At 51.3% G+C, this 22,964-nt stretch carries 16 protein-coding genes; 10 read left to right on the top strand and 6 right to left on the bottom strand.

Annotated elements, in window-relative coordinates:
* Positions 1-101 precede the first annotated feature (101 nt).
* Together AACU94_RS16305 and AACU94_RS16300 are read right to left on the bottom strand one after the other, a co-directional pair.
* Positions 102-2,738, bottom strand: coding sequence for an autotransporter outer membrane beta-barrel domain-containing protein (locus AACU94_RS16305; protein ID WP_167856191.1), 2,637 nt, complete (start codon positions 2,736-2,738; stop codon positions 102-104).
* Positions 2,739-3,295: 557 nt separating this feature from the next.
* The gene (locus tag AACU94_RS16300; protein ID WP_445298353.1) at positions 3,296-5,929 is read right to left on the bottom strand and encodes an autotransporter outer membrane beta-barrel domain-containing protein; all 2,634 of its coding nucleotides are present in this window, start codon (positions 5,927-5,929) and stop codon (positions 3,296-3,298) included.
* A 581-nt stretch (positions 5,930-6,510) separates the two neighbouring features.
* On the opposite strand from AACU94_RS16300, the gene yahO reads away from it, so the two are divergent.
* Positions 6,511-6,786, top strand: coding sequence for a DUF1471 family periplasmic protein YahO (gene yahO, locus AACU94_RS16295; protein WP_130206111.1), 276 nt, complete (start codon positions 6,511-6,513; stop codon positions 6,784-6,786).
* Positions 6,787-6,896: 110 nt separating this feature from the next.
* On the opposite strand, the gene prpR is transcribed toward yahO, so the two are convergent.
* Positions 6,897-8,483: a propionate catabolism operon regulatory protein PrpR gene (prpR, locus tag AACU94_RS16290; RefSeq protein ID WP_135489759.1), complete on the bottom strand. Its 1,587-nt coding sequence runs from the start codon at positions 8,481-8,483 to the stop codon at positions 6,897-6,899.
* Positions 8,484-8,721: 238 nt separating this feature from the next.
* Here prpR and prpB point away from each other — a divergent pair, with 238 nt between their 5' ends.
* From prpB to codA, 6 genes are all read left to right on the top strand, one after another.
* Positions 8,722-9,612, top strand: coding sequence for a methylisocitrate lyase (prpB, locus tag AACU94_RS16285; RefSeq protein ID WP_135489758.1), 891 nt, complete (start codon positions 8,722-8,724; stop codon positions 9,610-9,612).
* A 254-nt stretch (positions 9,613-9,866) separates the two neighbouring features.
* Entirely contained in the window at positions 9,867-11,036 is a 1,170-nt protein-coding gene (prpC, locus tag AACU94_RS16280) for a bifunctional 2-methylcitrate synthase/citrate synthase (protein WP_001285909.1), read from the top strand.
* 33 nt (positions 11,037-11,069) lie between these two features.
* Positions 11,070-12,521 (top strand): 2-methylcitrate dehydratase, encoded by a 1,452-nt coding sequence (prpD, locus tag AACU94_RS16275; protein ID WP_135489757.1) that lies wholly within the window; start codon positions 11,070-11,072, stop codon positions 12,519-12,521.
* Between the two features lie 39 nt (positions 12,522-12,560).
* On the top strand, positions 12,561-14,447 hold the full coding sequence (gene prpE / locus AACU94_RS16270) for a propionate--CoA ligase (RefSeq protein WP_135489755.1): 1,887 nt from the start codon (positions 12,561-12,563) through the stop codon (positions 14,445-14,447).
* 422 nt (positions 14,448-14,869) lie between these two features.
* Positions 14,870-16,129, top strand: a complete 1,260-nt coding sequence (codB, locus tag AACU94_RS16265; protein WP_000076233.1) for a cytosine permease — start codon at positions 14,870-14,872, stop codon at positions 16,127-16,129.
* A complete protein-coding gene (gene codA / locus AACU94_RS16260) occupies positions 16,119-17,402 on the top strand; it encodes a cytosine/isoguanine deaminase (RefSeq protein ID WP_024232109.1) in 1,284 nt (427 codons plus the stop codon). Before codB ends, codA begins: the two co-directional genes overlap by 11 nt.
* A 136-nt stretch (positions 17,403-17,538) precedes the next feature.
* Here the strand turns inward: codA and cynR are convergent, their stop codons facing one another.
* On the bottom strand, positions 17,539-18,438 hold the full coding sequence (cynR, locus tag AACU94_RS16255) for a transcriptional regulator CynR (protein ID WP_135489753.1): 900 nt from the start codon (positions 18,436-18,438) through the stop codon (positions 17,539-17,541).
* Positions 18,439-18,547: 109 nt separating this feature from the next.
* Between cynR and cynT the strand changes: the two genes are divergently transcribed.
* Genes cynT through cynX form a run of 3 tightly spaced genes read left to right on the top strand, consistent with a single transcriptional unit; the run spans position 18,548 to position 20,895 of the window.
* Positions 18,548-19,207, top strand: coding sequence for a carbonic anhydrase CynT (gene cynT, locus AACU94_RS16250; RefSeq protein ID WP_135489751.1), 660 nt, complete (start codon positions 18,548-18,550; stop codon positions 19,205-19,207).
* Between the two features lie 30 nt (positions 19,208-19,237).
* A complete protein-coding gene (cynS, locus tag AACU94_RS16245) occupies positions 19,238-19,708 on the top strand; it encodes a cyanase (RefSeq protein ID WP_000616241.1) in 471 nt (156 codons plus the stop codon).
* 5 nt (positions 19,709-19,713) lie between these two features.
* Positions 19,714-20,895 (top strand): cyanate transporter CynX, encoded by a 1,182-nt coding sequence (gene cynX, locus AACU94_RS16240; protein ID WP_135489749.1) that lies wholly within the window; start codon positions 19,714-19,716, stop codon positions 20,893-20,895.
* 102 nt (positions 20,896-20,997) lie between these two features.
* Here the strand turns inward: cynX and lacA are convergent, their stop codons facing one another.
* Both lacA and lacY read right to left on the bottom strand, forming a co-directional pair.
* Positions 20,998-21,609 (bottom strand): galactoside O-acetyltransferase, encoded by a 612-nt coding sequence (gene lacA, locus AACU94_RS16235; protein ID WP_135489747.1) that lies wholly within the window; start codon positions 21,607-21,609, stop codon positions 20,998-21,000.
* Between the two features lie 65 nt (positions 21,610-21,674).
* Positions 21,675-22,928: a lactose permease gene (gene lacY, locus AACU94_RS16230; RefSeq protein ID WP_135489746.1), complete on the bottom strand. Its 1,254-nt coding sequence runs from the start codon at positions 22,926-22,928 to the stop codon at positions 21,675-21,677.
* Between the last annotated feature and the right edge of the window lie 36 nt (positions 22,929-22,964).

Genomic DNA, 22,964 nt, shown 5'->3' with positions numbered 1-22,964 from the left:
TTCATCATATTTATAGTAAAAATGACTGAATGCGAGCGCGATCACAAAGACCGTGGATCTCAAAAGAGTGCCACCTGTACGTGACAGGTGGCAAAGTGGCATTAAAAGAGATATTTCATGCCCAGCATTCCCTGGGTATCACTGTAACCATTGTCGCCCAACTGCTGGGCGACGTTACCCCACAGTTGCAGACGCGGAGTAAGCTGACCTTCCACCCCGACTTTTAACTCGCCTGCGTTACGCGCGCCGATGATCTCATCGCTGATGCCATCCATCTTCATGCTGTAATTGCGGGAGTTATAAATCCAGTTGGCTTCCACGAAAGGCTGGAAAGAACGCTCTTTATGATCATCAATAGCATGATGACCCTGCAGATATGCTTTCACCCCCAGACGTGTTTGCAGGTTGCCTTCGGTGCTGTCCTCAACCAGCGTGCCATTGTCTTCCGTATGGTTGTCTGCCTTCACATCCATCCATGTCAGTTGCATTTTGGGCTGCAGCCAGTAGCTGGTGCGGGCATCTGCGCTTTCACCAAGACGGAAGGTATAACCCGCTTCAATGGCGGCGGTGATGCCGTCAGAGTGATACTTTTCACTGGGCAGATACTCGCCGGAGACGGTGTTATCAAACCAGTTATAGAGCAACCAGCTGTCAACGTAAGTCCCTGTTTTGTCTGCTTCATTAGCGTACCAGGTGCCATACACGCCCACGCTGTAGCCGTCGATTTGCCCACGTGAGTTGTACCCGGTCAGGCTGGAGTGCGTGTGACTCTTGCTGTTGGCATAGCCAGCCATCAGCCCGAGATGCCAGCGATCGAGTGCGTTACTGCTCCATTGCGCAAGATCGCCGCCAAGTTGCAGAACATAACGGTTGCTCTGAGTGCTCAATTCATCCGAGCGATCTTTAAAACGATTATGTCCGCCAATGTTACGCATCCACAAGCTGGTCACTTTCTGCTCGCCGGTTAGCAGGTCGGTGTATTGTGTTTCCCCCAGACGGTCATGCAGCCGGGTATTAAACAGCGTATTTGCCGCCTGAATATTGGCCAGATAGCTACCAATTTCCGGGCGATACAGATGTTTTCGTTCTGGTTGTGGAACAGATGGCGTAACAGGCGGCTCCGGTGTCACAGGCGGTTCTGGTGTTACAGGGGGCTCAGGTGTTACAGGTGGCTCAGGATCGGGTTCCGGGATGACGGGCAGTTCTGGTGGAGTATATGGTCCTGCGGGAATTTCACTGGTTAAAAACCAGTTCTGGTTGTCGCTTTTTACCACGTTGTAATCATAAGGACCGGCAACAATACGACCTTCTTTACTGAAAACGCCCTCTGACAGGCCGTCAACCTCGACAATTTTTATCCCTTCCAGAGTATCCGCGCCCAGGCCGCCCGCATTGTTGACCATGACGCGGGTACTACCGGAAGTATCACCTTTTACGATGAGTTTATCCGTTGCGGAATTATCATCGCCTAATACAGTATGCATGACTAACAGGCCGTCATTGGCGGTGTAGTTGCCGTTAATGGTCAGCGTGGTCGGCGTGAACGCGTGACCCTGTTCATACGAAGACAACGTTGTTGTTCCAGCCAGCGTCAGCGTTTTTAACGCTTGCGAATAACCGTTTAAATCGAGATGGCCTTCACTGTTGACAATATAATCGGAGTTGGGGCTGAAGGTATTTTCTTTACCTGCGCGTAGGCTGCCTTTGGTTATATAGGTATCACCAGCATAGTTATTCGAGCCGGATAATGTGGTTGTCCCGGAACCTACCTGGTTAACCTGGCCGTTCCCCTGGATAGGTGAGGCCAGGATAAAATCGGTACTGGAGTGATTAAAGTTTACTATCGAAGAGGAAGAAGCATCTGCGGCTCCCAAATGAATAAATGGCGTATTAATCGAACCAGCAGCCTGTTCAGCCGCACCTTGCGCACCACCAATATTTAAAACGCCTGTGGCGCCAGGTGCGAGAGTAACCCAGATAAACGAATTGGCATTGATTGTTGCACCATTATTAACGGTAAGGATACCGGTAGTATTAAAAGCAACATCTGGACTGAATCCACCAAGATAAACATATTTAGCATTCAATGTTGAATTTTTACCATCAACCAGAACCTCGCCATAACTATCACGATTTTTTGATGCACTATTGCCTGGATAAGAATATCCAATAGCTACCTGAGCTGAGGTAGTGAGTGTACCGCCATTCGTAATACGTAAATTGCCAATTCCCTGATCGCCAACAAGAGCAATGTTAGAGGAAACCGATGAGTTTTCCCCATCAATAACCATCAACCCTTTGGCATCACCATAATACTCACCAATCCTTAGTTCCTGCAGGCCACTTATCTTACTGCCTTCTAACACATATACCGTGCCGGAACCTTCATTTGTACCCAAATACAAGTTGGATGTAGAACTATTAAACTGCCAGTTGGTATGGTTGGATAAAGTGAGGGTACCTTCAGAGTTATTACCTACGGTAGCACTGGCAGTAATAAATGAAAGATTATCAATAAGTAATGAGCCATTAGAGTCTTTACCTACAGTCAAAGAAGTAAAATTATCCCATCCGGGATCGTAACCTTCAGAGGCAATGATTTTTACCTCTTCGCCATTATTAATGATAACAACGCTATCTACATCTGTGGGTGGGGTTACGGCCAGGGATATGGGTGTAAATAATATCGTTGAAATGGCTATGGACAGGGTTGATAAAGCATGTTTTCTTAACTTCATATCACTCACTTTCATCCTTAAAAATTAAACGACGAGATGCTTTCTATTGCACGGGTTTTCTTCCTGAAACCTTGTAAGGCGTAACCATGCAAGTTGCTAAACAATAGTATCTGTAATATTGTCTGTAACAAATTTAATTAAGTACTGGTTTTTTATTGCATCGATAGATTTTTTAGGTTTGTAAGTGATATTAATGTGTTTTTTTTATGTTGTTTAGCAAAAACACATCTAATAATCCTAAAGTTTATGCAAGTGAAATAAAGAAAAGGTATGGAAATCACATTAATAGATGGTTGGTGGCTTTTTTGTTCAGAAAAATAATGCGGCTTATGTGAATTTCATATTGGATTTTAGCGGACGCAGGAATTTGGGATTTTTATGAAAATTAATTTAAGGAACACCAGCGATAATTGTCATGAGCGTTATTAAACAACAGGAGAGATGTGGCTATTGTTGAGAAAAATACAAATATATTCCCTTTTTCTGTAGATTTTTCCTAACAAAGACCGTGGATCTAAAAAGAGAGCCACCTGTACGTGACAGGTGGCAAAGTGGCATTAAAAGAGATATTTCATGCCCAACATTCCCTGGGTATCACTGTAACCGTTGTCACCCAACTGCTGGGCGACGTTGCCCCACAGTTGCAGACGCGGAGTAATCTGACCTTCCACCCCCGCTTTTAACTCGCCAGTGTTACGCGCGCCGATGATCTCATCGCCGATGTGATCCATCTTCACGCTGTAATTGCGGGAGTTATAAATCCAGTTGGCTTCCACGAAAGGCTGGAAGGAACGCTCTTTATGATCATCAATAGCATTATGACCCTGCAGATACGCTTTCACCCCCAGACGCGTTTGCAGGTTGCCTTCGGTGCTGTCCTCAACAAGCGTGCCATTGTCTTCCGTATGATTGTCTGCCTTCACATCCATCCATGTCAGTTGCATTTTTGGCTGCAACCAGTAGCTGGTACGTGCATCTGCGCTTTCACCAAGACGGAAGGTATAACCCGCTTCAATGGCGGCGGTGATGCCGTCAGAGTGATATTTCTCACTGGGCAGATACTCGCCGGAGACGGTGTTATCAAACCAGTTATAGAGCAACCAGCTGTCAACATAAGTCCCTGTTTTGTCTGCTTCGTTAGCGTACCAGGTGCCATACATGCCCACACTGTAGCCGTCGATTTGCCCACGTGAGCTGTACCCGGTCAGATTGGAATGCGTGTGACTCTTGCTGTTGGCATAGCCAGCCATCAGGCCGAGATGCCAGCGATCAAGGTCATTACTGCTCCATTGTGCGAGGTCACCACCCAGTTGCAGAACATAACGGTTGCTCTGGGTACTCAGTTCATCCGAGCGATCTTTAAAACGATTATGTCCGCCAATGTTACGCATCCACAGACTGGTCACTTTCTGTTCGCCAGTGAGCAGGTCGGTGTACTGTGTTTCCCCCAGACGGTCATGCAGCCGGGTATTAAACAGCGTATTTGCCGCCTGAATATTGGCCAGATAGCTACCAATCTCCGGGCGATACAGATGTTTTCGTTCTGGTTGTGGAACAGATGGCGTAACAGGCGGCTCCGGTGTCACAGGTGGTTCTGGTGTTACAGGGGGCTCAGGTGTTACAGGTGGCTCAGGATCGGGGTCCGGGATGACGGGTAGTACCGGAGTATACGGTCCTGCGGGAATTTCACTGGTTAAAAACCAGTTCTGGTTGTCGCTTTTTACCACGTTGTAGTCATAGGGACCGGCAACAATACGACCTTCTTTACTGAAAACGCCCTCTGACAGGCCGTCAACCTCGACAATTTTTATCCCTTCCAGAGTATCCGCGCCCAGACCGCCCGCATTGTTGACCATGACGCGGGTACTACCGGAAGTATCACCTTTTACGATGAGTTTATCCGTTACGGAATTATCATCGCCTAATACAGTATGCATGACTAACAGGCCATCATTGGCAGTATAGTTGCCGTTAATGGTCAGCGTGGTCGGCGTGAACGCGTGACCCTGTTCATACGAAGACAACGTTGCTGTTCCAGCCAGCGCCAGAGTATTTAATGTTTGCGAATAAGTGTTTAAATCGAGATGGCCTTCACTGTCGACAATATAATCGGAGTTTGGGCTGAAAGTATCAACCGTGCCAGCGCGCAGACTTCCGTTGCTAATATAAGTATTACCGGTATAGATATTCGCGCCGGATAATGTGGTTGTCCCTGAACCTACCTGGTTAACCTGGCCTTTACCGTCTATGTACGAGGTCAGAACAAAATCAGCGTTGGTGTGATTAAAGTTTAATATTGAAGTGGTTGACGCATTTGTCCCCCCTAAATAAATTCGGGGAGTATTAATTGAACCAGCAGGTTGGGCAGACTCACCTTGCGCACCTCCAATATTTAATATTCCTGTTCCGTTAGAGGAGACACCAACCCAGATATATGAATTCGCATTGATTACACCATCGTTGCTGACAGTGAGAACTCCGGTAGTATCAGAAGTAGAAGATGTGTTATATCCGCCAATAAGTATATTTGGGGCATTCACTGTTGAATTTTTATCGGCAACCTGAACTTCTCCATAACTACTCTGGTTAGCTGACAGAGGAGAATGGGCGTCAACATACCCAATATTCAGTTGAGTCAGGGAAGTGAGTGTACCGCCGTTAGTAACAGATACTTTCCCTGTTCCCTGATCGCCAACAATAGCAATGTTAGAGGTGACTGATGAGCTTTCCCCATCAATAACCAACGTCCCCCTGGCGTCACCATAAAACTCACCAACTCTTATTGATTGCAGGCCACTTATCTTACTACCTTCTAACACGTATAACGTACCGGAGCCTTCGTTAGTGCCTAAAAAAATATTGGAGGTAGTGGTGTCGAACTGCCAGTTGGTATGGTTTGTTAAAGTGACGGAGCCTTCAGCATTATTACCAATGCTGGCTGCTGAAGTGGTAAGTGAAAGATTATCAATGAGTAATGAACCATTAGAGTCTTCACCTACTTTCAATGAGTTAAAATGCTCCCATCCGGGATCGTAGCCTTCTGACGCAATGAGTTTTATCTCTTCATTATTATTAATGATAACATTACTATCTGAATTTGTAGGTGGGGTAATAGCCAAGGATACTGGCGTAAATAATATGGTAGAAATGGCTATCGCCCGTGTCGATAAGCTTTTTTTTGCTGATTTCATATCACTCACTTTTATCCTTAAAAATTAAATGGCAAGATGCTTTTTATTGCACTGTTTTTCTTCCTGAAGCCTTGTAAGGCACAAACATGCAAGTTACTAAATAAGAATATCTGTAATATTAGATGTAATAAATTTATTAAAGTGTTAGTTGTTCATTGCATTGATTGGTTTTAGTGGTTTGTAAGTGGAGTTAATGCGGTTTTTTTATGTCGTTTAGAAAAAATACATCTAATAATCCTAAACTGCATGTAAGTGAAATAAAGAAAAGGTATGAAAATCATATCAATATATAGTTGGTGGTTTGTTGTTCAGAAAAGTAATACGGCTCATGTGAATTTTATATTGGATTTTAGCGGAAGAAGGAATTTAAGATTTTTATGAAAATTAATTTAAGGAACACCTGCGATAATTGTAGTGAGCGTTATTAAACAACTGGGGGAATGTGGCTATCGTTGAGAAAAATACAAATATATTCTCTTTTCCTATAGATTTTTCCTAACCGCTGAACTACTTATTAATCAACCCTGATGATGACTGTTAGCTTCAGGGCATTGGCCAATCACACATTATGGAGTTCATCGATGAAAACTGGAACTAAGCTCTTAGTTGGTGCGTTAGCTTTTGTTGTCACAAATGTCTATGCCGCTGAATTGATGACCAAAGCGGAATTTGAAAAAGTTGAATCGCAATATGAAAAAATAGGTGATATTTCAACCAGTAATGAAATGTCGACCGCAGATGCAAAAGAAGATCTGATCAAAAAAGCGGATGAAAAAGGTGCGGATGTGTTGGTTCTGACCTCCGGTCAGACTGACAATAAGATCCACGGCACGGCAGATCTTTATAAGAAGAAGTAATTCTGAAGCTCATGTAAACAAGCCCGATGCGCACGTCTATCGGTGAACGCAATATATTGAAATTCATGTTTTTGTCGGCCGGATGCGGCGTTAACGCCGCATCCGGCAATTTAATTTTTTAGCCGCCGCCAGAACGTCGTCCGGCTGATACCTAAATAATTCGCAGCTGCTGTTTTATCACCATTAAATTTCTCCAGTGCCTGTCGTGGTGTCAGCAAGGATGGGGCGATGACGTTACCCGATTTTTGTGTCAGTTCTGGTAATAATTGCTGCAAAAATTGCGGCGTTAAATCCGGTGTCGGTTCCACACTTAAAAACAGCGCCAGCCGCTCCATCATATTGCGCAGTTCACGAATATTGCCCGGCCAGTCGTAGTGCACCAGCACGGTTTCGCTTGCCTGTAACCCCTGGCGTAATGCGGCAGAAAACGGGGCGGAGAGCGCCGCCAGAGACACTTTCAAAAAGCTCTCTGCCAGCGGCAGAATATCCGCCACTCGCTCACGCAGTGGCGGTAATTGCAGACGCAAAATACTCAGCCGATAAAACAGATCACGGCGAAACTGCCCTTGCTGCATATCTTCTTCCAGATTGCAGTGAGTGGCGCTAATAACCCGTACATCCACCGGAACAGGCTGATGCCCGCCGACGCGGGTGACCTCTTTTTCTTCCAGCACTCTTAACAGGCGAGTCTGCAATGGCAGAGGCATTTCGCCTATCTCGTCAAGAAACAGCGTGCCACCGTGGGCAATTTCGAACAGCCCGGCGCGACCTCCGCGTCGCGAGCCGGTAAACGCCCCTTCCTCATAGCCAAACAGCTCCGCTTCCAGCAGCGATTCGGCAATCGCCCCACAGTTAACGGCAACAAACGGATGCGACTTTTTGCCCTGTCGCGCATCGTGGCGGGCAAAATATTCCCGATGAATCGCCTGGGCCGCCAGCTCTTTGCCCGTCCCCGTTTCCCCCTCAATCAACACCGCCGCACTGGAGCGGGCATAGAGCAAAATAGTCTGCCGTACCTGTTCCATCTGTGGTGATTGACCGAGCATATCGCCCAGCACGTAACGAGTTCGCAGGGCGTTACGGGTGGCATCGTGAGTGTTATGGCGTAACGACATGCGTGTCATATCCAGCGCATCGCTGAACGCCTGGCGCACGGTGGCGGCGGAATAGATAAAAATTCCGGTCATTCCGGCTTCTTCTGCCAGATCGGTAATCAGCCCTGCGCCGACCACCGCTTCGGTGCCGTTGGCTTTCAGCTCGTTAATCTGCCCGCGCGCGTCTTCTTCCGTGATGTAGCTACGTTGATCGAGGCGCAAATTAAAGGTTTTTTGAAACGCCACCAGCGCCGGAATAGTTTCCTGATAAGTGACAACGCCGATAGAAGAGGTGAGCTTTCCGGCTTTTGCCAGTGCCTGTAACACATCGTAGCCGCTCGGTTTAATCAAAATAACTGGCACTGACAGGCGGCTTTTCAGGTACGCGCCGTTAGAGCCAGCAGCGATGATGGCGTCGCAGCGTTCGTTTGCCAGTTTCTTGCGGATGTAGGTCACCGCTTTTTCAAAGCCAAGCTGGATAGGGGTAATGTTCGCCAGGTGATCAAACTCGAGGCTGATATCGCGAAACAGCTCGAACAGGCGCGTTACAGATACCGTCCAGATAACTGGTTTGTCGTCATTCAGCCGTGGTGGATGTGCCATAGCGCACCGCAAAGTTAAGAAACCGAATATTGGGTTTAGTCTTGTTTCATAATTGTTGCAATGAAACGCGGTGAAACATTGCCTGAAACGTTAACTGAAACGCATATTTGCGGATTACTTCATGACTTTATTGCTAACAAATTGAAATTAAAGATTTAATTTTATTCAGGCAATTGTGGCACACCCCTTGCTTTATGTTTATCAACGAAAATAACAAGTTGATAACAAAGGATGGGCTATGTCTCTACACTCTCTAGGTAAAGCGTTTCGCGCTGCACTAAGCAAAGAAACCCCGTTGCAAATTGTCGGCACCATCAACGCTAACCATGCGCTGCTGGCACAGCGTGCCGGATATCAGGCGATTTATCTCTCCGGTGGTGGCGTGGCGGCAGGTTCGCTGGGGCTGCCCGATCTCGGTATTTCTACCCTTGATGATGTGCTGACCGATATTCGTCGTATTACCGACGTTTGTTCGCTGCCGTTGCTGGTGGATGCAGACATCGGTTTTGGTTCTTCGGCTTTTAACGTCGCCCGCACCGTGAAATCGATGATTAAAGCCGGTGCGGCAGGATTGCATATTGAAGATCAGGTTGGCGCGAAACGCTGCGGCCATCGCCCGAATAAAGCGATCGTCTCGAAAGAGGAGATGGTGGATCGGATCCGCGCGGCGGTGGATGCGAAAACCGATCCTGATTTTGTGATCATGGCGCGCACCGATGCGCTGGCGGTTGAAGGACTGGATGCGGCGATCGAGCGTGCGCAGGCCTATGTTGAAGCGGGTGCCGAGATGTTGTTCCCGGAGGCGATTACCGAACTCGCCATGTACCGCCAGTTTGCCGATGCGGTGCAGGTGCCGATCCTCGCCAACATTACCGAATTTGGTGCCACGCCGCTGTTTACCACCGACGAATTACGCAGCGCCCATGTTGCAATGGCGCTGTACCCACTTTCAGCGTTTCGCGCCATGAACCGCGCCGCTGAACATGTCTACAACGTCCTGCGTCAGGAAGGCACGCAGAAAAGCGTCATCGACACCATGCAGACCCGCAACGAGCTGTACGAAAGCATCAACTACTACCAGTACGAAGAGAAGCTCGACGACCTGTTTGCCCGTAACCAGGCGAAATAAAAAACGCCCGTTGATTGTATTCGACAGCCGATGCCTGATGCGCCGCTGACGCGACTTATCAGGCCTACGGAGGCGTACTGAACTGTAGGTCGGATAAGACGCATAGCGTCGCATCCGACAACCGATGCCTGATGCGCCGCTGACGCGACTTATCAGGCCTACGGGGTGAACTGAACTGTAGGTCGGATAAGACGCATGGCGTCGCATCCGACAACAATCTCGACCCTACAAATGATAACAATGACGAGGACAACATGAGCGACACAACGATCCTGCAAAACAGTACCCATGTCATTAAACCGAAAAAATCGGTAGCACTTTCCGGCGTTCCGGCGGGCAATACGGCGCTCTGCACCGTGGGTAAAAGCGGCAATGACCTGCATTACCGCGGCTACGATATTCTTGATCTGGCGGAACATTGCGAATTTGAAGAAGTGGCGCACCTGCTGATCCACGGCAAACTGCCGACCCGTGACGAACTCGCCGCTTACAAAACGAAACTGAAAGCCCTGCGCGGTTTACCGGCTAACGTGCGTACCGTGCTGGAAGCCTTACCAGCGGCGTCGCACCCGATGGATGTTATGCGCACCGGCGTTTCCGCGCTCGGCTGCACGCTGCCAGAAAAAGAGGGGCACACTGTCTCTGGCGCGCGGGATATTGCCGACAAACTGTTGGCGTCACTTAGCTCGATTCTTCTCTACTGGTATCACTACAGCCACAACGGCGAACGCATCCAGCCGGAAACCGATGACGACTCCATCGGCGGTCACTTCCTGCATCTGCTGCACGGCGAAAAGCCGTCGCAAAGCTGGGAAAAGGCGATGCATATTTCGCTGGTGCTGTATGCCGAACATGAGTTTAACGCCTCCACCTTTACCAGCCGGGTGATTGCGGGCACTGGCTCTGATATGTACTCAGCCATTATTGGCGCGATTGGCGCATTGCGCGGGCCGAAACACGGCGGGGCGAATGAAGTGTCGCTGGAGATCCAGCAACGCTATGAAACACCGGATGAAGCCGAAGCAGATATCCGCAAGCGGGTGGAAAACAAAGAAGTGGTCATTGGTTTTGGGCATCCGGTTTATACCATCGCCGACCCGCGTCATCAGGTGATCAAACGCGTGGCGAAGCAGCTCTCGCAGGAAGGCGGCTCGCTGAAGATGTACAACATCGCCGATCGCCTGGAAACGGTGATGTGGGAGAGCAAAAAGATGTTCCCCAATCTCGACTGGTTCTCCGCTGTTTCCTACAACATGATGGGCGTTCCCACCGAGATGTTCACACCACTGTTTGTTATCGCCCGCGTCACCGGCTGGGCGGCGCACATCATTGAACAACGTCAGGACAACAAAATTATCCGTCCTTCCGCCAATTACGTTGGACCGGAAGACCGCCAGTTTGTCGCGCTGGATAAGCGCCAGTAAACCTCTACGAATAACAATAAGGAAACGTACCCAATGTCAGCTCAAATCAACAACATCCGCCCGGAATTTGATCGTGAAATCGTTGATATCGTCGATTACGTGATGAACTACGAAATCAGCTCCAGAGTGGCCTACGACACCGCACATTACTGCCTGCTCGACACTCTCGGCTGCGGTCTGGAAGCTCTCGAATACCCGGCCTGTAAAAAACTGCTGGGGCCAATTGTCCCCGGCACCGTCGTACCCAACGGCGTGCGCGTCCCCGGAACTCAGTTCCAGCTCGACCCCGTCCAGGCGGCATTTAATATCGGCGCGATGATCCGCTGGCTCGATTTCAACGATACCTGGCTTGCGGCGGAGTGGGGCCATCCTTCCGACAACCTCGGCGGCATTCTGGCAACGGCGGACTGGCTTTCGCGCAATGCGGTCGCCAGCGGCAAAGCGCCGTTGACCATGAAACAGGTGCTGACCGCAATGATCAAAGCCCATGAAATTCAGGGCTGCATCGCGCTGGAAAACTCCTTTAACCGCGTCGGTCTCGACCACGTTCTGTTAGTGAAAGTGGCTTCCACCGCCGTGGTCGCCGAAATGCTCGGCCTGACCCGCGAGGAAATTCTCAACGCTGTTTCGCTGGCGTGGGTGGACGGTCAGTCGCTGCGCACCTATCGCCATGCGCCGAACACCGGCACGCGTAAATCCTGGGCGGCGGGCGATGCCACTTCCCGCGCGGTACGTCTGGCACTGATGGCGAAAACGGGCGAAATGGGTTACCCGTCAGCCCTGACTGCGCCTGTGTGGGGCTTCTACGACGTCTCCTTTAAAGGTGAATCGTTCCGCTTCCAGCGCCCGTACGGTTCTTACGTCATGGAAAATGTGCTGTTCAAAATCTCCTTCCCGGCGGAGTTCCACTCCCAGACGGCAGTTGAAGCAGCGATGACGCTCTATGAACAGATGCAGGCAGCAGGCAAAACGGCGGCGGATATCGAAAAAGTGACCATTCGCACCCACGAAGCCTGTATTCGCATCATCGACAAAAAAGGGCCGCTCAATAACCCGGCAGACCGCGATCACTGCATTCAGTACATGGTGGCGATCCCACTGCTGTTCGGGCGCTTAACGGCGGCGGATTACGAAGACAAGGTTGCGCAAGATAAACGCATTGACGCCCTGCGCGAGAAGATCAATTGCTTTGAAGATCCGGCGTTTACCGCTGACTACCACGACCCGGAAAAACGCGCCATCGCCAATGCCATTACCCTTGAGTTCACCGACGGCACACGATTTGAAGAAGTGGTGGTGGAGTACCCAATTGGTCATGCTCGCCGCCGTCAGGATGGTATTCCGAAACTGGTCGATAAATTCAAAATCAACCTCGCGCGCCAGTTCCCGACTCGCCAACAGCAGCGCATTCTGGAGGTTTCTCTCGACAGAACTCGCCTGGAACTGATGCCGGTCAATGAGTATCTCGACCTGTACGTCATTTAAGTAAACGGCGGTAAGGCGTAAGTTCAACAGGAGAGCATTATGTCTTTTAGCGAATTTTATCAGCGTTCGATTAACGAACCGGAGCAGTTCTGGGCCGAGCAGGCCCGGCGTATTGACTGGCAGACGCCCTTTACGCAAACGCTCGATCACAGCAATCCGCCGTTTGCCCGTTGGTTTTGTGAAGGCCGAACCAACTTGTGTCACAACGCTATCGACCGCTGGCTGGAGAAACAGCCAGAGGCGCTGGCGCTGATTGCCGTCTCTTCGGAAACAGAAGAAGAGCGCACCTTTACCTTTCGCCAGCTTCATGACGAAGTAAACGCGGTGGCGTCAATGCTGCGCTCGCTGGGCGTGCAGCGTGGCGATCGGGTGCTGGTGTATATGCCGATGATTGCCGAAGCGCATATTACCCTGCTGGCCTGCGCGCGCATTGGTGCTATTCACTCGGTGGTGTTTGGGGGATTTGCTTCGCACAGCGTGGCGGCGCGAATTGATGACGCCAAACCGGTGCTGATTGTCTCGGCTGATGCCGGAGCTCGCGGTGGCAAAATCATTCCCTATAAAAAATTGCTCGACGATGCGATAAGTCAGGCACAGCATCAGCCGCGCCACGTTTTGCTGGTTGATCGTGGGCTGGCGAAAATGCCGCGTGTTAGTGGGCGGGATGTCGATTTCGCGTCGTTGCGCCATCAACACATCGGCGCGCGGGTGCCGGTGGCGTGGCTGGAATCCAACGAAACCTCCTGCATTCTTTACACCTCCGGCACGACCGGCAAACCTAAAGGCGTGCAGCGTGACGTCGGTGGATATGCGGTGGCGCTGGCGACCTCGATGGACACCATTTTTGGCGGCAAAGCGGGCGGCGTGTTCTTTTGCGCGTCGGATATCGGCTGGGTGGTGGGACATTCGTATATCGTCTACGCGCCGCTGCTGGCGGGGATGGCGACCATTGTTTACGAAGGATTACCGACCTGGCCGGACTGCGGTGTGTGGTGGAAAATCGTCGAGAAATATCAGGTTAGCCGGATGTTCTCAGCGCCGACCGCCATTCGCGTGCTGAAAAAATTCCCTACCGCTGAAATTCGCAAACACGATCTCTCGTCGCTGGAAGTGCTCTATCTGGCTGGAGAACCGCTGGACGAGCCGACCGCCAGTTGGGTGAGCAATACGCTGGATGTGCCGGTCATCGACAACTACTGGCAGACCGAATCCGGCTGGCCGATTATGGCGATTGCTCGCGGTCTGGACGACAGGCCGACGCGTCTGGGAAGCCCCGGCGTGCCGATGTATGGCTATAACGTGCAGTTGCTCAATGAAGTCACCGGCGAACCGTGCGGCGTCAACGAGAAAGGGATGCTGGTGGTGGAAGGGCCATTGCCGCCGGGGTGTATTCAGACCATCTGGGGCGACGACGACCGCTTTGTGAAGACGTACTGGTCGCTGTTTTCCCGCCCGGTGTACGCCACCTTTGACTGGGGCATCCGCGATGCTGACGGTTATCACTTTATTCTCGGGCGCACTGACGATGTAATTAACGTTGCCGGGCATCGGCTGGGGACGCGCGAGATTGAAGAGAGTATCTCCAGTCATCCGGGCGTTGCCGAAGTGGCGGTAGTTGGGGTGAAAGATGCGCTGAAAGGGCAGGTGGCGGTGGCGTTTGTCATTCCGAAAGAGAGCGACAGTCTGGAAGACCGCGAGGTGGCGCACTCGCAAGAGAAGGCGATTATGGCGCTGGTGGACAGCCAGATTGGCAACTTTGGCCGCCCGGCGCACGTCTGGTTTGTCTCGCAATTGCCAAAAACGCGATCCGGAAAAATGCTGCGCCGCACGATCCAGGCGATTTGTGAAGGACGCGATCCAGGGGATCTGACGACCATTGATGATCCTGCGTCGTTGGATCAGATCCGCCAGGCGATGGAAGAGTAAGGTATTGTCGGATAAGGCTCGCGGCGCATCCGACACCGTGCGCCGATGCCTGATGCGACGCAGACGCGTCTTATCATGCCTACAGGTCTGAACCGTAGGTCGGATAAGGCGCTCGCGCCGCATCCGACACCGTGCGCAGATGCCTGATGCGACGCTGACGCGTCTTATCATGCCTACGGACCTGAACCGTAGGTCAGATAAGGCGCTCGCGCCGCATCTGACATCGTGCGCCGATGCCTGATGCGACGCTGACGCGTCTTATTATGCCTACCCACTGTTTTTACACCGATAATTTTTCCCCCACCTTTTTGCACTCATTCATATTAAAAATACATTTCCCCGCGAAAACGATTGCTTTTTATCTTCAGATGAATAGAATGCGGCGGATTTTTTGGGTTTCAAACAGCAAACGGAGGAATTTCGTGTCGCAAGATAACAACTTTAGCCAGGGGCCAGTCCCGCAGTCGGCGCGGAAAGGGGTATTGGCATTGACGTTCGTCATGCTGGGATTAACCTTCTTTTCCGCCAGTATGTGGACCGGCGGCACTCTCGGAACCGGTCTTAGCTATCATGATTTCTTCCTCGCAGTTCTCATCGGTAATCTTCTCCTCGGTATTTACACTTCATTTCTTGGTTACATTGGCGCAAAAACCGGCCTGACCACTCATCTTCTTGCTCGCTTCTCGTTTGGTGTTAAAGGCTCTTGGCTGCCTTCACTGCTGCTGGGCGGCACCCAGGTTGGCTGGTTTGGCGTTGGCGTGGCGATGTTTGCTATTCCGGTGGGCAAGGCAACCGGGCTGGATATTAATTTGCTGATTGCCGTCTCCGGTTTACTGATGACCGTCACCGTCTTCTTTGGCATTTCGGCGCTGACAGTTCTTTCGGTGATTGCGGTTCCGGCTATCGCCTGTCTTGGCGGTTATTCCGTGTGGTTGGCCGTTAACGGCATGGGCGGCCTGGACGCATTAAAAGCGGTCGTTCCCGCACAACCGTTAGATTTCAATGTCGCGCTGGCGCTGGTTGTGGGGTCATTTATCAGCGCGGGTACGCTCACCGCTGACTTTGTCCGCTTTGGTCGCAATGCCAAACTGGCGGTGCTGGTGGCGATGGTGGCCTTTTTCCTCGGCAACTCGTTGATGTTTATTTTCGGTGCAGCGGGCGCTGCGGCACTGGGGATGGCGGATATCTCTGATGTGATGATTGCTCAGGGCCTGCTGCTGCCTGCGATTGTGGTGCTGGGGCTGAATATCTGGACCACCAACGATAACGCGCTCTATGCGTCGGGTTTAGGTTTCGCCAACATTACCGGGATGTCGAGCAAAACGCTTTCGGTGATCAACGGTATTATCGGTACGGTCTGCGCATTATGGCTGTATAACAATTTTGTTGGCTGGCTGACCTTCCTTTCGGCAGCTATTCCTCCGGTGGGCGGCGTGATCATCGCCGACTATCTGATGAACCGTCGCCGCTATGAGCACTTTGCGACCACGCGTATGATGAGTGTCAATTGGGTGGCGATTCTGGCTGTCGCGCTGGGGATTGCCGCAGGCCACTGGTTACCGGGAATTGTTCCGGTCAACGCGGTATTAGGTGGCGCGCTGAGCTATCTGATCCTTAACCCGATTTTGAATCGCAAAACGACAGCTGCAATGACGCATGTGGAGGCTAACAGTGTCGAATAACGCTTTACAAACAATTATTAACGCCCGGTTACCCGGCAAAGAAGGGCTGTGGCAGATTCATTTTCACGACGGAAAAATCAGCGCCATTGATGCGCAATCCGGCGTGATGCCCATAACTGAAAACAGCCTGGATGCCGAACAAGGTTTAGTTTTACCGCCGTTTGTGGAGCCGCATATTCACCTGGACACCACGCAAACCGCCGGGCAACCGAACTGGAATCAGTCCGGCACGCTGTTTGAAGGCATTGAACGCTGGGCCGAGCGCAAAGCGTTATTAACTCATGACGATGTGAAACAACGCGCCTGGCAAACGCTGAAATGGCAGATTGCCAACGGCATTCAGCATGTGCGTACCCATGTCGATGTTTCGGATGCAACCCTGACTGCGCTGAAAGCAATGCTGGAAGTGAAGCAGGAAGTCGCGCCGTGGATTGATCTGCAAATCGTCGCTTTCCCGCAGGAAGGGATTTTGTCGTATCCCAACGGTGAAGCGTTGCTGGAAGAGGCGCTACGCTTAGGGGCAGACGTTGTTGGGGCGATTCCGCATTTTGAATTTACCCGTGAATACGGCGTGGAGTCGCTGCATAAAACCTTCGCCCTGGCGCAAAAATACGACCGTCTCATCGACGTTCACTGTGATGAGATCGATGATGAACAGTCACGCTTTGTCGAAACCGTTGCTGCCCTGGCGCACCGTGAAGGCATGGGTGCGCGAGTCACCGCCAGCCACACCACGGCAATGCACTCCTATAACGGGGCGTATACCTCACGCCTGTTCCGCTTGCTGAAAATGTCCGGTATTAACTTTGTCGCCAACCCGCTGGTCAATATTCATCTGCAAGGACGTTTCGATACGTATCCAAAACGTCGCGGCATCACGCGCGTTAAAGAGATGCTGGAGTCCGGCATTAACGTCTGCTTTGGTCACGATGATGTCTTCGATCCGTGGTATCCGCTGGGAACGGCGAATATGCTGCAAGTGCTGCATATGGGGCTGCATGTTTGCCAGCTGATGGGCTATGGGCAGATTAACGATGGCCTGAATTTAATCACCCACCACAGCGCCAGGACGTTGAATTTGCAGGATTACGGCATTGCCGCCGGAAACAGCGCCAACCTGATTATCCTGCCGGCTGAAAATGGATTTGATGCGCTGCGCCGTCAGGTTCCGGTACGTTATTCGGTACGTGGCGGCAAGGTGATTGCCAGTACACAACCGGCACAAACAACGGTGTATCTGGAGCAGCCAGAAGCCATCGATTACAAACGGTAATCGGCTGGGGGACAGCGAGCGTAGTTTATGCCGGATGCGGCGTGAACGCCTTATCCGGCCTACGTAGAGCACTGAACTCGTAGGCCTGATAAGCGTAGCGCATCAGGCAATTCCAGCCGCTGATCTGTGTCAGCGGCTACCGCGATTCATTCCCGCCAACATCCGCGCATTCTTCCAATGCCATGTGCAAAAATGCCTTCGCGGCGGCTGTCTGCCAGCTATTTTTCCTCCGCAACAAAACCGCCGTTCTCTCCAGTAGTGGCGGGGCAAGAGAAATCGCTTTAAGCCCATCATGTTGTGTGGCAATCGCCGCAGGCAGCAAGGTGGAAAGAGAAGTGCGGCGAATCAGCTCCAGAACCGCGCTAATTGAGTTCGCCTCTATCACCACCTGTGGATGCAGCCCCGCTTTCTCGCAGTAGTGGTCAATTTGCTCTCTGGTGGCAAATTCCGCGCTGAGCAGGACCAGTTTTTCATCATGCAAGCGACTCAATGCCACCTGTTCCTGGTCAGCCAGCGGATGATGTTTCGCCACCACCAACGCTAAACTTTCTGTCAGTAAAGGAATTGCCTCCAGCTCCGGCGAATGCACAGGCGCGAAGGCAATCCCAACGTCCAGCTCGTCGCGACAAAGCAGATCTTCGATTTTCTCCTGCGACATTTCCTGTAGCTGGAGCGTGATGCCGGGGTAGCGCGCATAGAAATCCGCCACTAAAGGGCCGATAAAGTAGCTCGTAAAGGTGGGGGTGACGGCGATACGCAGCGATCCTCGCGTCAGATCGGCAACATCATGAATCGCCCGTTTACCCGCCCCCAGTTCCTGTAACGCCCGGCTGGCGTACTGTCGCCAGACTTCCCCCGCATCGGTGAGACGAATCGTTCGCCCGCTACGGTCAAACAGCGGCACGCCTAAACTCTCCTCTAACTGGCGAATCTGCTGGGAAAGCGCAGGCTGGGAGACGTGCAACGCACTGGCTGCACGGGTGAAGCTGCCATGTTCAGCCACGGCAAGAAAGTAATTGATATGTCGAGAGAGCATTCGCCAACCTATAAGTAAATCCAATAGAACTCATCATAAATGAGTCTTTTACCTTATGACAATCGGCGAGTAGTCTGCCTCTCATTCCAGAGACAGACAGAGGTTAACGGTGAAAGAGATTATTGATGGATTCCTTAAATTCCAGCGCGAGGCATTTCCTGAGCGGGAAGCCTTGTTTAAACAGCTGGCGACACAGCAAAGCCCGCGCACACTTTTTATCTCATGCTCCGATAGCCGTCTGGTCCCTGAGCTGGTGACGCAACGTGAACCTGGCGATCTGTTCGTTATTCGCAATGCGGGCAATATCGTCCCTTCCTACGGGCCGGAACCCGGTGGCGTTTCTGCTTCGGTGGAGTATGCCGTCGCTGCGCTTCGGGTATCTGACATTGTGATTTGCGGTCATTCCAACTGTGGCGCGATGACCGCCATTGCCAGCTGTCAGTGCATGGACCATATGCCGGCCGTCTCCCACTGGCTGCGTTATGCCGATTCAGCCCGCGTCGTTAATGAGGCGCGCCCGCATCACGATTTACCGTCAAAAGCTGCGGCGATGGTACGTGAAAACGTCATTGCTCAGTTGGCTAATTTGCAAACTCATCCATCGGTGCGCCTGGCGCTCGAAGAGGGGCGGATCGCCCTGCACGGCTGGGTCTACGACATTGAAAGCGGCAGCATCGCAGCTTTTGACGGCGCAACCCGCCAGTTTGTGCCACTGGCAGCGAATCCTCGCGTTTGTGCCATACCGCTACGCCAACCGACCGCAGCGTAACCTTATTTTTAAACCATCAGGAGATCCACCATGATTCAGTCGCAAATTAACCGCAATATTCGTCTTGATCTTGCCGATGCCATTTTGCTCAGCAAAGCTAAAAAAGATCTCTCATTTGCCGAGATTGCCGACGGTACCGGTCTGGCAGAAGCCTTCGTAACCGCGGCTTTGCTGGGGCAGCAGGCGCTTCCTGCCGACGCCGCCCGCCTGGTCGGGGCGAAACTGGATCTCGACGAAGACGCCATTCTACTGTTGCAGATGATTCCACTGCGTGGCTGCATTGATGACCGTATTCCAACCGACCCAACGATGTATCGTTTCTATGAAATGTTGCAGGTGTACGGCACAACCCTGAAAGCGTTGGTTCATGAGAAGTTTGGCGATGGCATTATCAGCGCGATTAACTTCAAACTCGACGTTAAGAAAGTGGCGGACCCGGAAGGTGGCGAACGTGCGGTCATCACCTTAGATGGTAAATATCTGCCGACCAAACCGTTCTGACAGCCATGCGCGACCATCAAAAGACGTTCACGATGCTGCTGGTTCTGGTGCTGATTGGTCTTAATATGCGACCACTGCTCACCTCCGTCGGGCCACTGCTACCGCAATTGCGCCAGGCAAGCGGAATGAGCTTTAGCGTGGCTGCCCTGTTGACGGCTCTGCCGGTGGTCACCATGGGCGGGCTGGCGCTGGCCGGAAGCTGGCTTCATCAGCATGTCAGCGAACGTCGCAGCGTCGCCATCAGCCTGTTGCTGATTGCCGTCGGTGCATTGATGCGTGAGCTTTACCCCCAAAGTGCGCTGCTGCTTAGCAGCGCACTGCTTGGTGGGGTGGGGATCGGCATCATTCAGGCGGTGATGCCTTCGGTGATTAAACGGCGGTTTCAGCAGCGCACGCCACTGGTGATGGGGCTGTGGTCCGCGGCTCTGATGGGCGGCGGTGGACTTGGTGCCGCCGTGACGCCCTGGTTAATTCAACATAGCGAAACCTGGTATCAAACACTCGCCTGGTGGGCGCTGCCTGCCGTTGTTGCGCTCTTTGCCTGGTGGTGGCAAAGCACCCGCGAGGTCGCCTCTTCCCACAAGACAACAACCACTCCGGTTCGCGTGGTTTTCACTCCTCGCGCGTGGACGCTGGGTGTTTACTTCGGTCTGATTAACGGCGGTTACGCTAGCCTGATTGCCTGGTTACCCGCTTTCTATATTGAGATTGGTGCCAGCGCGCAGTACAGCGGTTCCTTGCTGGCATTGATGACGCTTGGGCAAGCCACAGGGGCATTGCTAATGCCTGCTATGGCTCGCCATCAGGACCGACGCAAACTGTTAATGCTGGCGCTGGTGTTACAACTGGTGGGTTTCTGCGGCTTTATCTGGCTGCCGCTGCAATTGCCGGTATTGTGGGCGATGGTGTGTGGGTTAGGTCTGGGCGGCGCGTTTCCGCTCTGTTTGCTGCTGGCGCTCGATCACTCTGCGCAACCTGCTATTGCTGGCAAGCTGGTGGCGTTTATGCAGGGGATCGGTTTTATCATCGCCGGGCTTGCCCCGTGGTTTTCTGGCGTGCTGCGTAGTATCAGCGGCAATTACCTGATGGACTGGACGTTTCATGCGCTGTGCGTCGTTGGGCTGATGATCATAACCCTGCGTTTTGCACCAGCACGTTTTCCGCAGCTGTGGGTCAAAGAGGCATGATGCGACGCTTGTTCCTGCGCTTTGTTCATGCCGGATGCGGCTAACGTAGAACACTGAATTTGTAGGCCTGATAAGCGAAGCGCATCAGGCAATTTTGCTAATTTAAACTGACGATTCAACTTTGTAATCTTTGTAATAATATTGCTTATCCCGGTCGTTTATTTCGCGAATAACCCGACAAGGAACGCCAGCAGCCACGACGTTTGGTGGAATGTCTTTTGTGACGACACTACCCGCGCCAATAACAGAATTATCCCCGATGGTGACGCCTGGATTAATGACCACATGACTCCCGATCCAGACATTATTGCCAATCGTTATCGGAAAAGAGTACATCTCTCCGTTTTTTCTCAATTCATGGTGTACAGGGTGTCCCGTAACGGAAAGAGTAACGTTGGGTGCAATCAGTACGTTATCACCGATTGTTACCGTGTAGTCATCGACAATGGTTAAATTGAAATTTGCATAAAAATTGCGGCCTATATGGATGTTGGAACCGTAAGAGAAATAGACGGGTGGTTCTATCCAGGCATTTTCCCCTACTGTGGCAAACATTTCTTTAATCAGGCTTTCCCTTTTTTCAACTTCTGATGGATGCGAGTGATTAAACTCATACATTAACGTTTTCCCACGAAGTCTTTTTTCAGGTAAGCCTTCGCACATATCGGTAAATAGCTTGCCTGCTTTTATTCTTTCGGTCATTGGCATGTTCATTGCGATCATTCCGTCCTGATATGTTGGTCGGATAAGGCGCTCGCGCCCCATCCGACATTAATTGCTTAAGCGACTTTATTCACCTGGCGACGCAGTAGAGAAAGCGGGCCGGGGCCGCTAAGTGTGAACACGGAAATCAAGGTGAAGCCCAGCGCCACCAGACCCAGCACCAGATAAGCACCCTGGAAACCGATGCTTTCATACATATTGCCCGCCAGTACAGACATAAAAATCATCGCCAGTTGCTTAAAGAAGCAGAAACAGACCAGATAAATCGTCGCTGAAAAACGCACTTCAAACTGGCTGGTAATATATTTAAAGCAGCCCACCAGCAGGAACGGTACTTCAAACATATGCAGCGTCTTCAGAATAACCACTTCCAGCGCCGAGGTGGCGAACGATGAGCCAATAATACGTACAGACATAATAGTGCCAGCCAGCAGCAGGGCGTTTTTCCCACCGATGCGATTAATGATCAGTGGTGCAAAGAACATAATCGAGGCGTTAAGTAATTCGCCCATTGTTGTTACGTAGCCAAATACCCGCGTACCCTGTTCACCGGTGGCAAAGAACGAAGTAAAGAAATTAGCAAACTGTTGGTCAAAAACATCGTAGGTACAGGAAACGCCAATAACATAGAGCGACAAAAACCACAGTTTGGGCTGTCTGAACAATTCCAGCGCCAGCTTAAGGCTAAAAGCCGAATGGTTGGCACCTACCGCATTGGCAACCGTGGCGGAAGAAGGGGCATCCGTTCTGGCAAAAAAGAGCAAAACGGCGAGGATGAGCGCACAGCCAGAACCCAGCCAGAAAACAAACTGGTTATTGATGGTGAACATGATGCCGACAATCGAGGCACACAGCGCCCAGCCAACACAGCCAAACATCCGCGCGCGACCAAATTCGAAATTACTGCGACGGCTGACTTTCTCGATAAATGCCTCTACTGCTGGTGCACCGGCGTTAAAACAAAAGCCAAGATAAATACCACCAACAATCGACCCTACTAAAATGTTGTACTGTAACAGCGGGCCGAAGATAAAAATAAAGAACGGCGCAAACATCACTAACATGCCGGTAATAATCCATAGCAGATATTTGCGCAGTCCAAGTTTGTCAGAAAGCAAGCCAAACAGTGGTTGGAATAACAGAGAGAACAGGGAAATCGCGGCAAAAATAATACCCGTATCACTTTTGCTGATATGGTTGATGTCATGTAGCCAAATCGGGAAAAACGGGAAATAGGCACCCATGATAAAAAAGTAAAAGAAAAAGAATAAGCCGAACATCCAAAAGTTTGTGTTTTTTAAATAGAACATAATGGATTTCCTTACGCGAAATACGGGCAGGCATAG

The organism is Escherichia sp. E4702 (genome assembly GCF_963883545.1).
In the GTDB taxonomy this organism is placed as follows: Bacteria; Pseudomonadota; Gammaproteobacteria; order Enterobacterales; family Enterobacteriaceae; genus Escherichia.
The sequence above is the reverse complement of the archived record's forward strand: the minus strand, read 5'-3'. Positions and strand labels throughout refer to the sequence as shown.

Excerpts from the sequence above, each read along its gene's own strand:
- cynR (WP_135489753.1), bottom strand. The coding sequence starts at position 18,438 with ATGCTCTCTCGACATATCAATTACTTTCTTGCCGTGGCTGAACATGGC.
- prpC (WP_001285909.1), top strand. The coding sequence starts at position 9,867 with ATGAGCGACACAACGATCCTGCAAAACAGTACCCATGTCATTAAACCG.
- cynS (WP_000616241.1), top strand. The coding sequence starts at position 19,238 with ATGATTCAGTCGCAAATTAACCGCAATATTCGTCTTGATCTTGCCGAT.
- cynX (WP_135489749.1), top strand. The coding sequence starts at position 19,714 with ATGCGCGACCATCAAAAGACGTTCACGATGCTGCTGGTTCTGGTGCTG.
- prpD (WP_135489757.1), top strand. The coding sequence starts at position 11,070 with ATGTCAGCTCAAATCAACAACATCCGCCCGGAATTTGATCGTGAAATC.
- AACU94_RS16300 (WP_445298353.1), bottom strand. The coding sequence starts at position 5,929 with ATGAAATCAGCAAAAAAAAGCTTATCGACACGGGCGATAGCCATTTCT.
- lacA (WP_135489747.1), bottom strand. The coding sequence starts at position 21,609 with ATGAACATGCCAATGACCGAAAGAATAAAAGCAGGCAAGCTATTTACC.
- prpB (WP_135489758.1), top strand. The coding sequence starts at position 8,722 with ATGTCTCTACACTCTCTAGGTAAAGCGTTTCGCGCTGCACTAAGCAAA.
- prpR (WP_135489759.1), bottom strand. The coding sequence starts at position 8,483 with ATGGCACATCCACCACGGCTGAATGACGACAAACCAGTTATCTGGACG.
- AACU94_RS16305 (WP_167856191.1), bottom strand. The coding sequence starts at position 2,738 with ATGAAGTTAAGAAAACATGCTTTATCAACCCTGTCCATAGCCATTTCA.
- yahO (WP_130206111.1), top strand. The coding sequence starts at position 6,511 with ATGAAAACTGGAACTAAGCTCTTAGTTGGTGCGTTAGCTTTTGTTGTC.
- lacY (WP_135489746.1), bottom strand. The coding sequence starts at position 22,928 with ATGTTCTATTTAAAAAACACAAACTTTTGGATGTTCGGCTTATTCTTT.
- prpE (WP_135489755.1), top strand. The coding sequence starts at position 12,561 with ATGTCTTTTAGCGAATTTTATCAGCGTTCGATTAACGAACCGGAGCAG.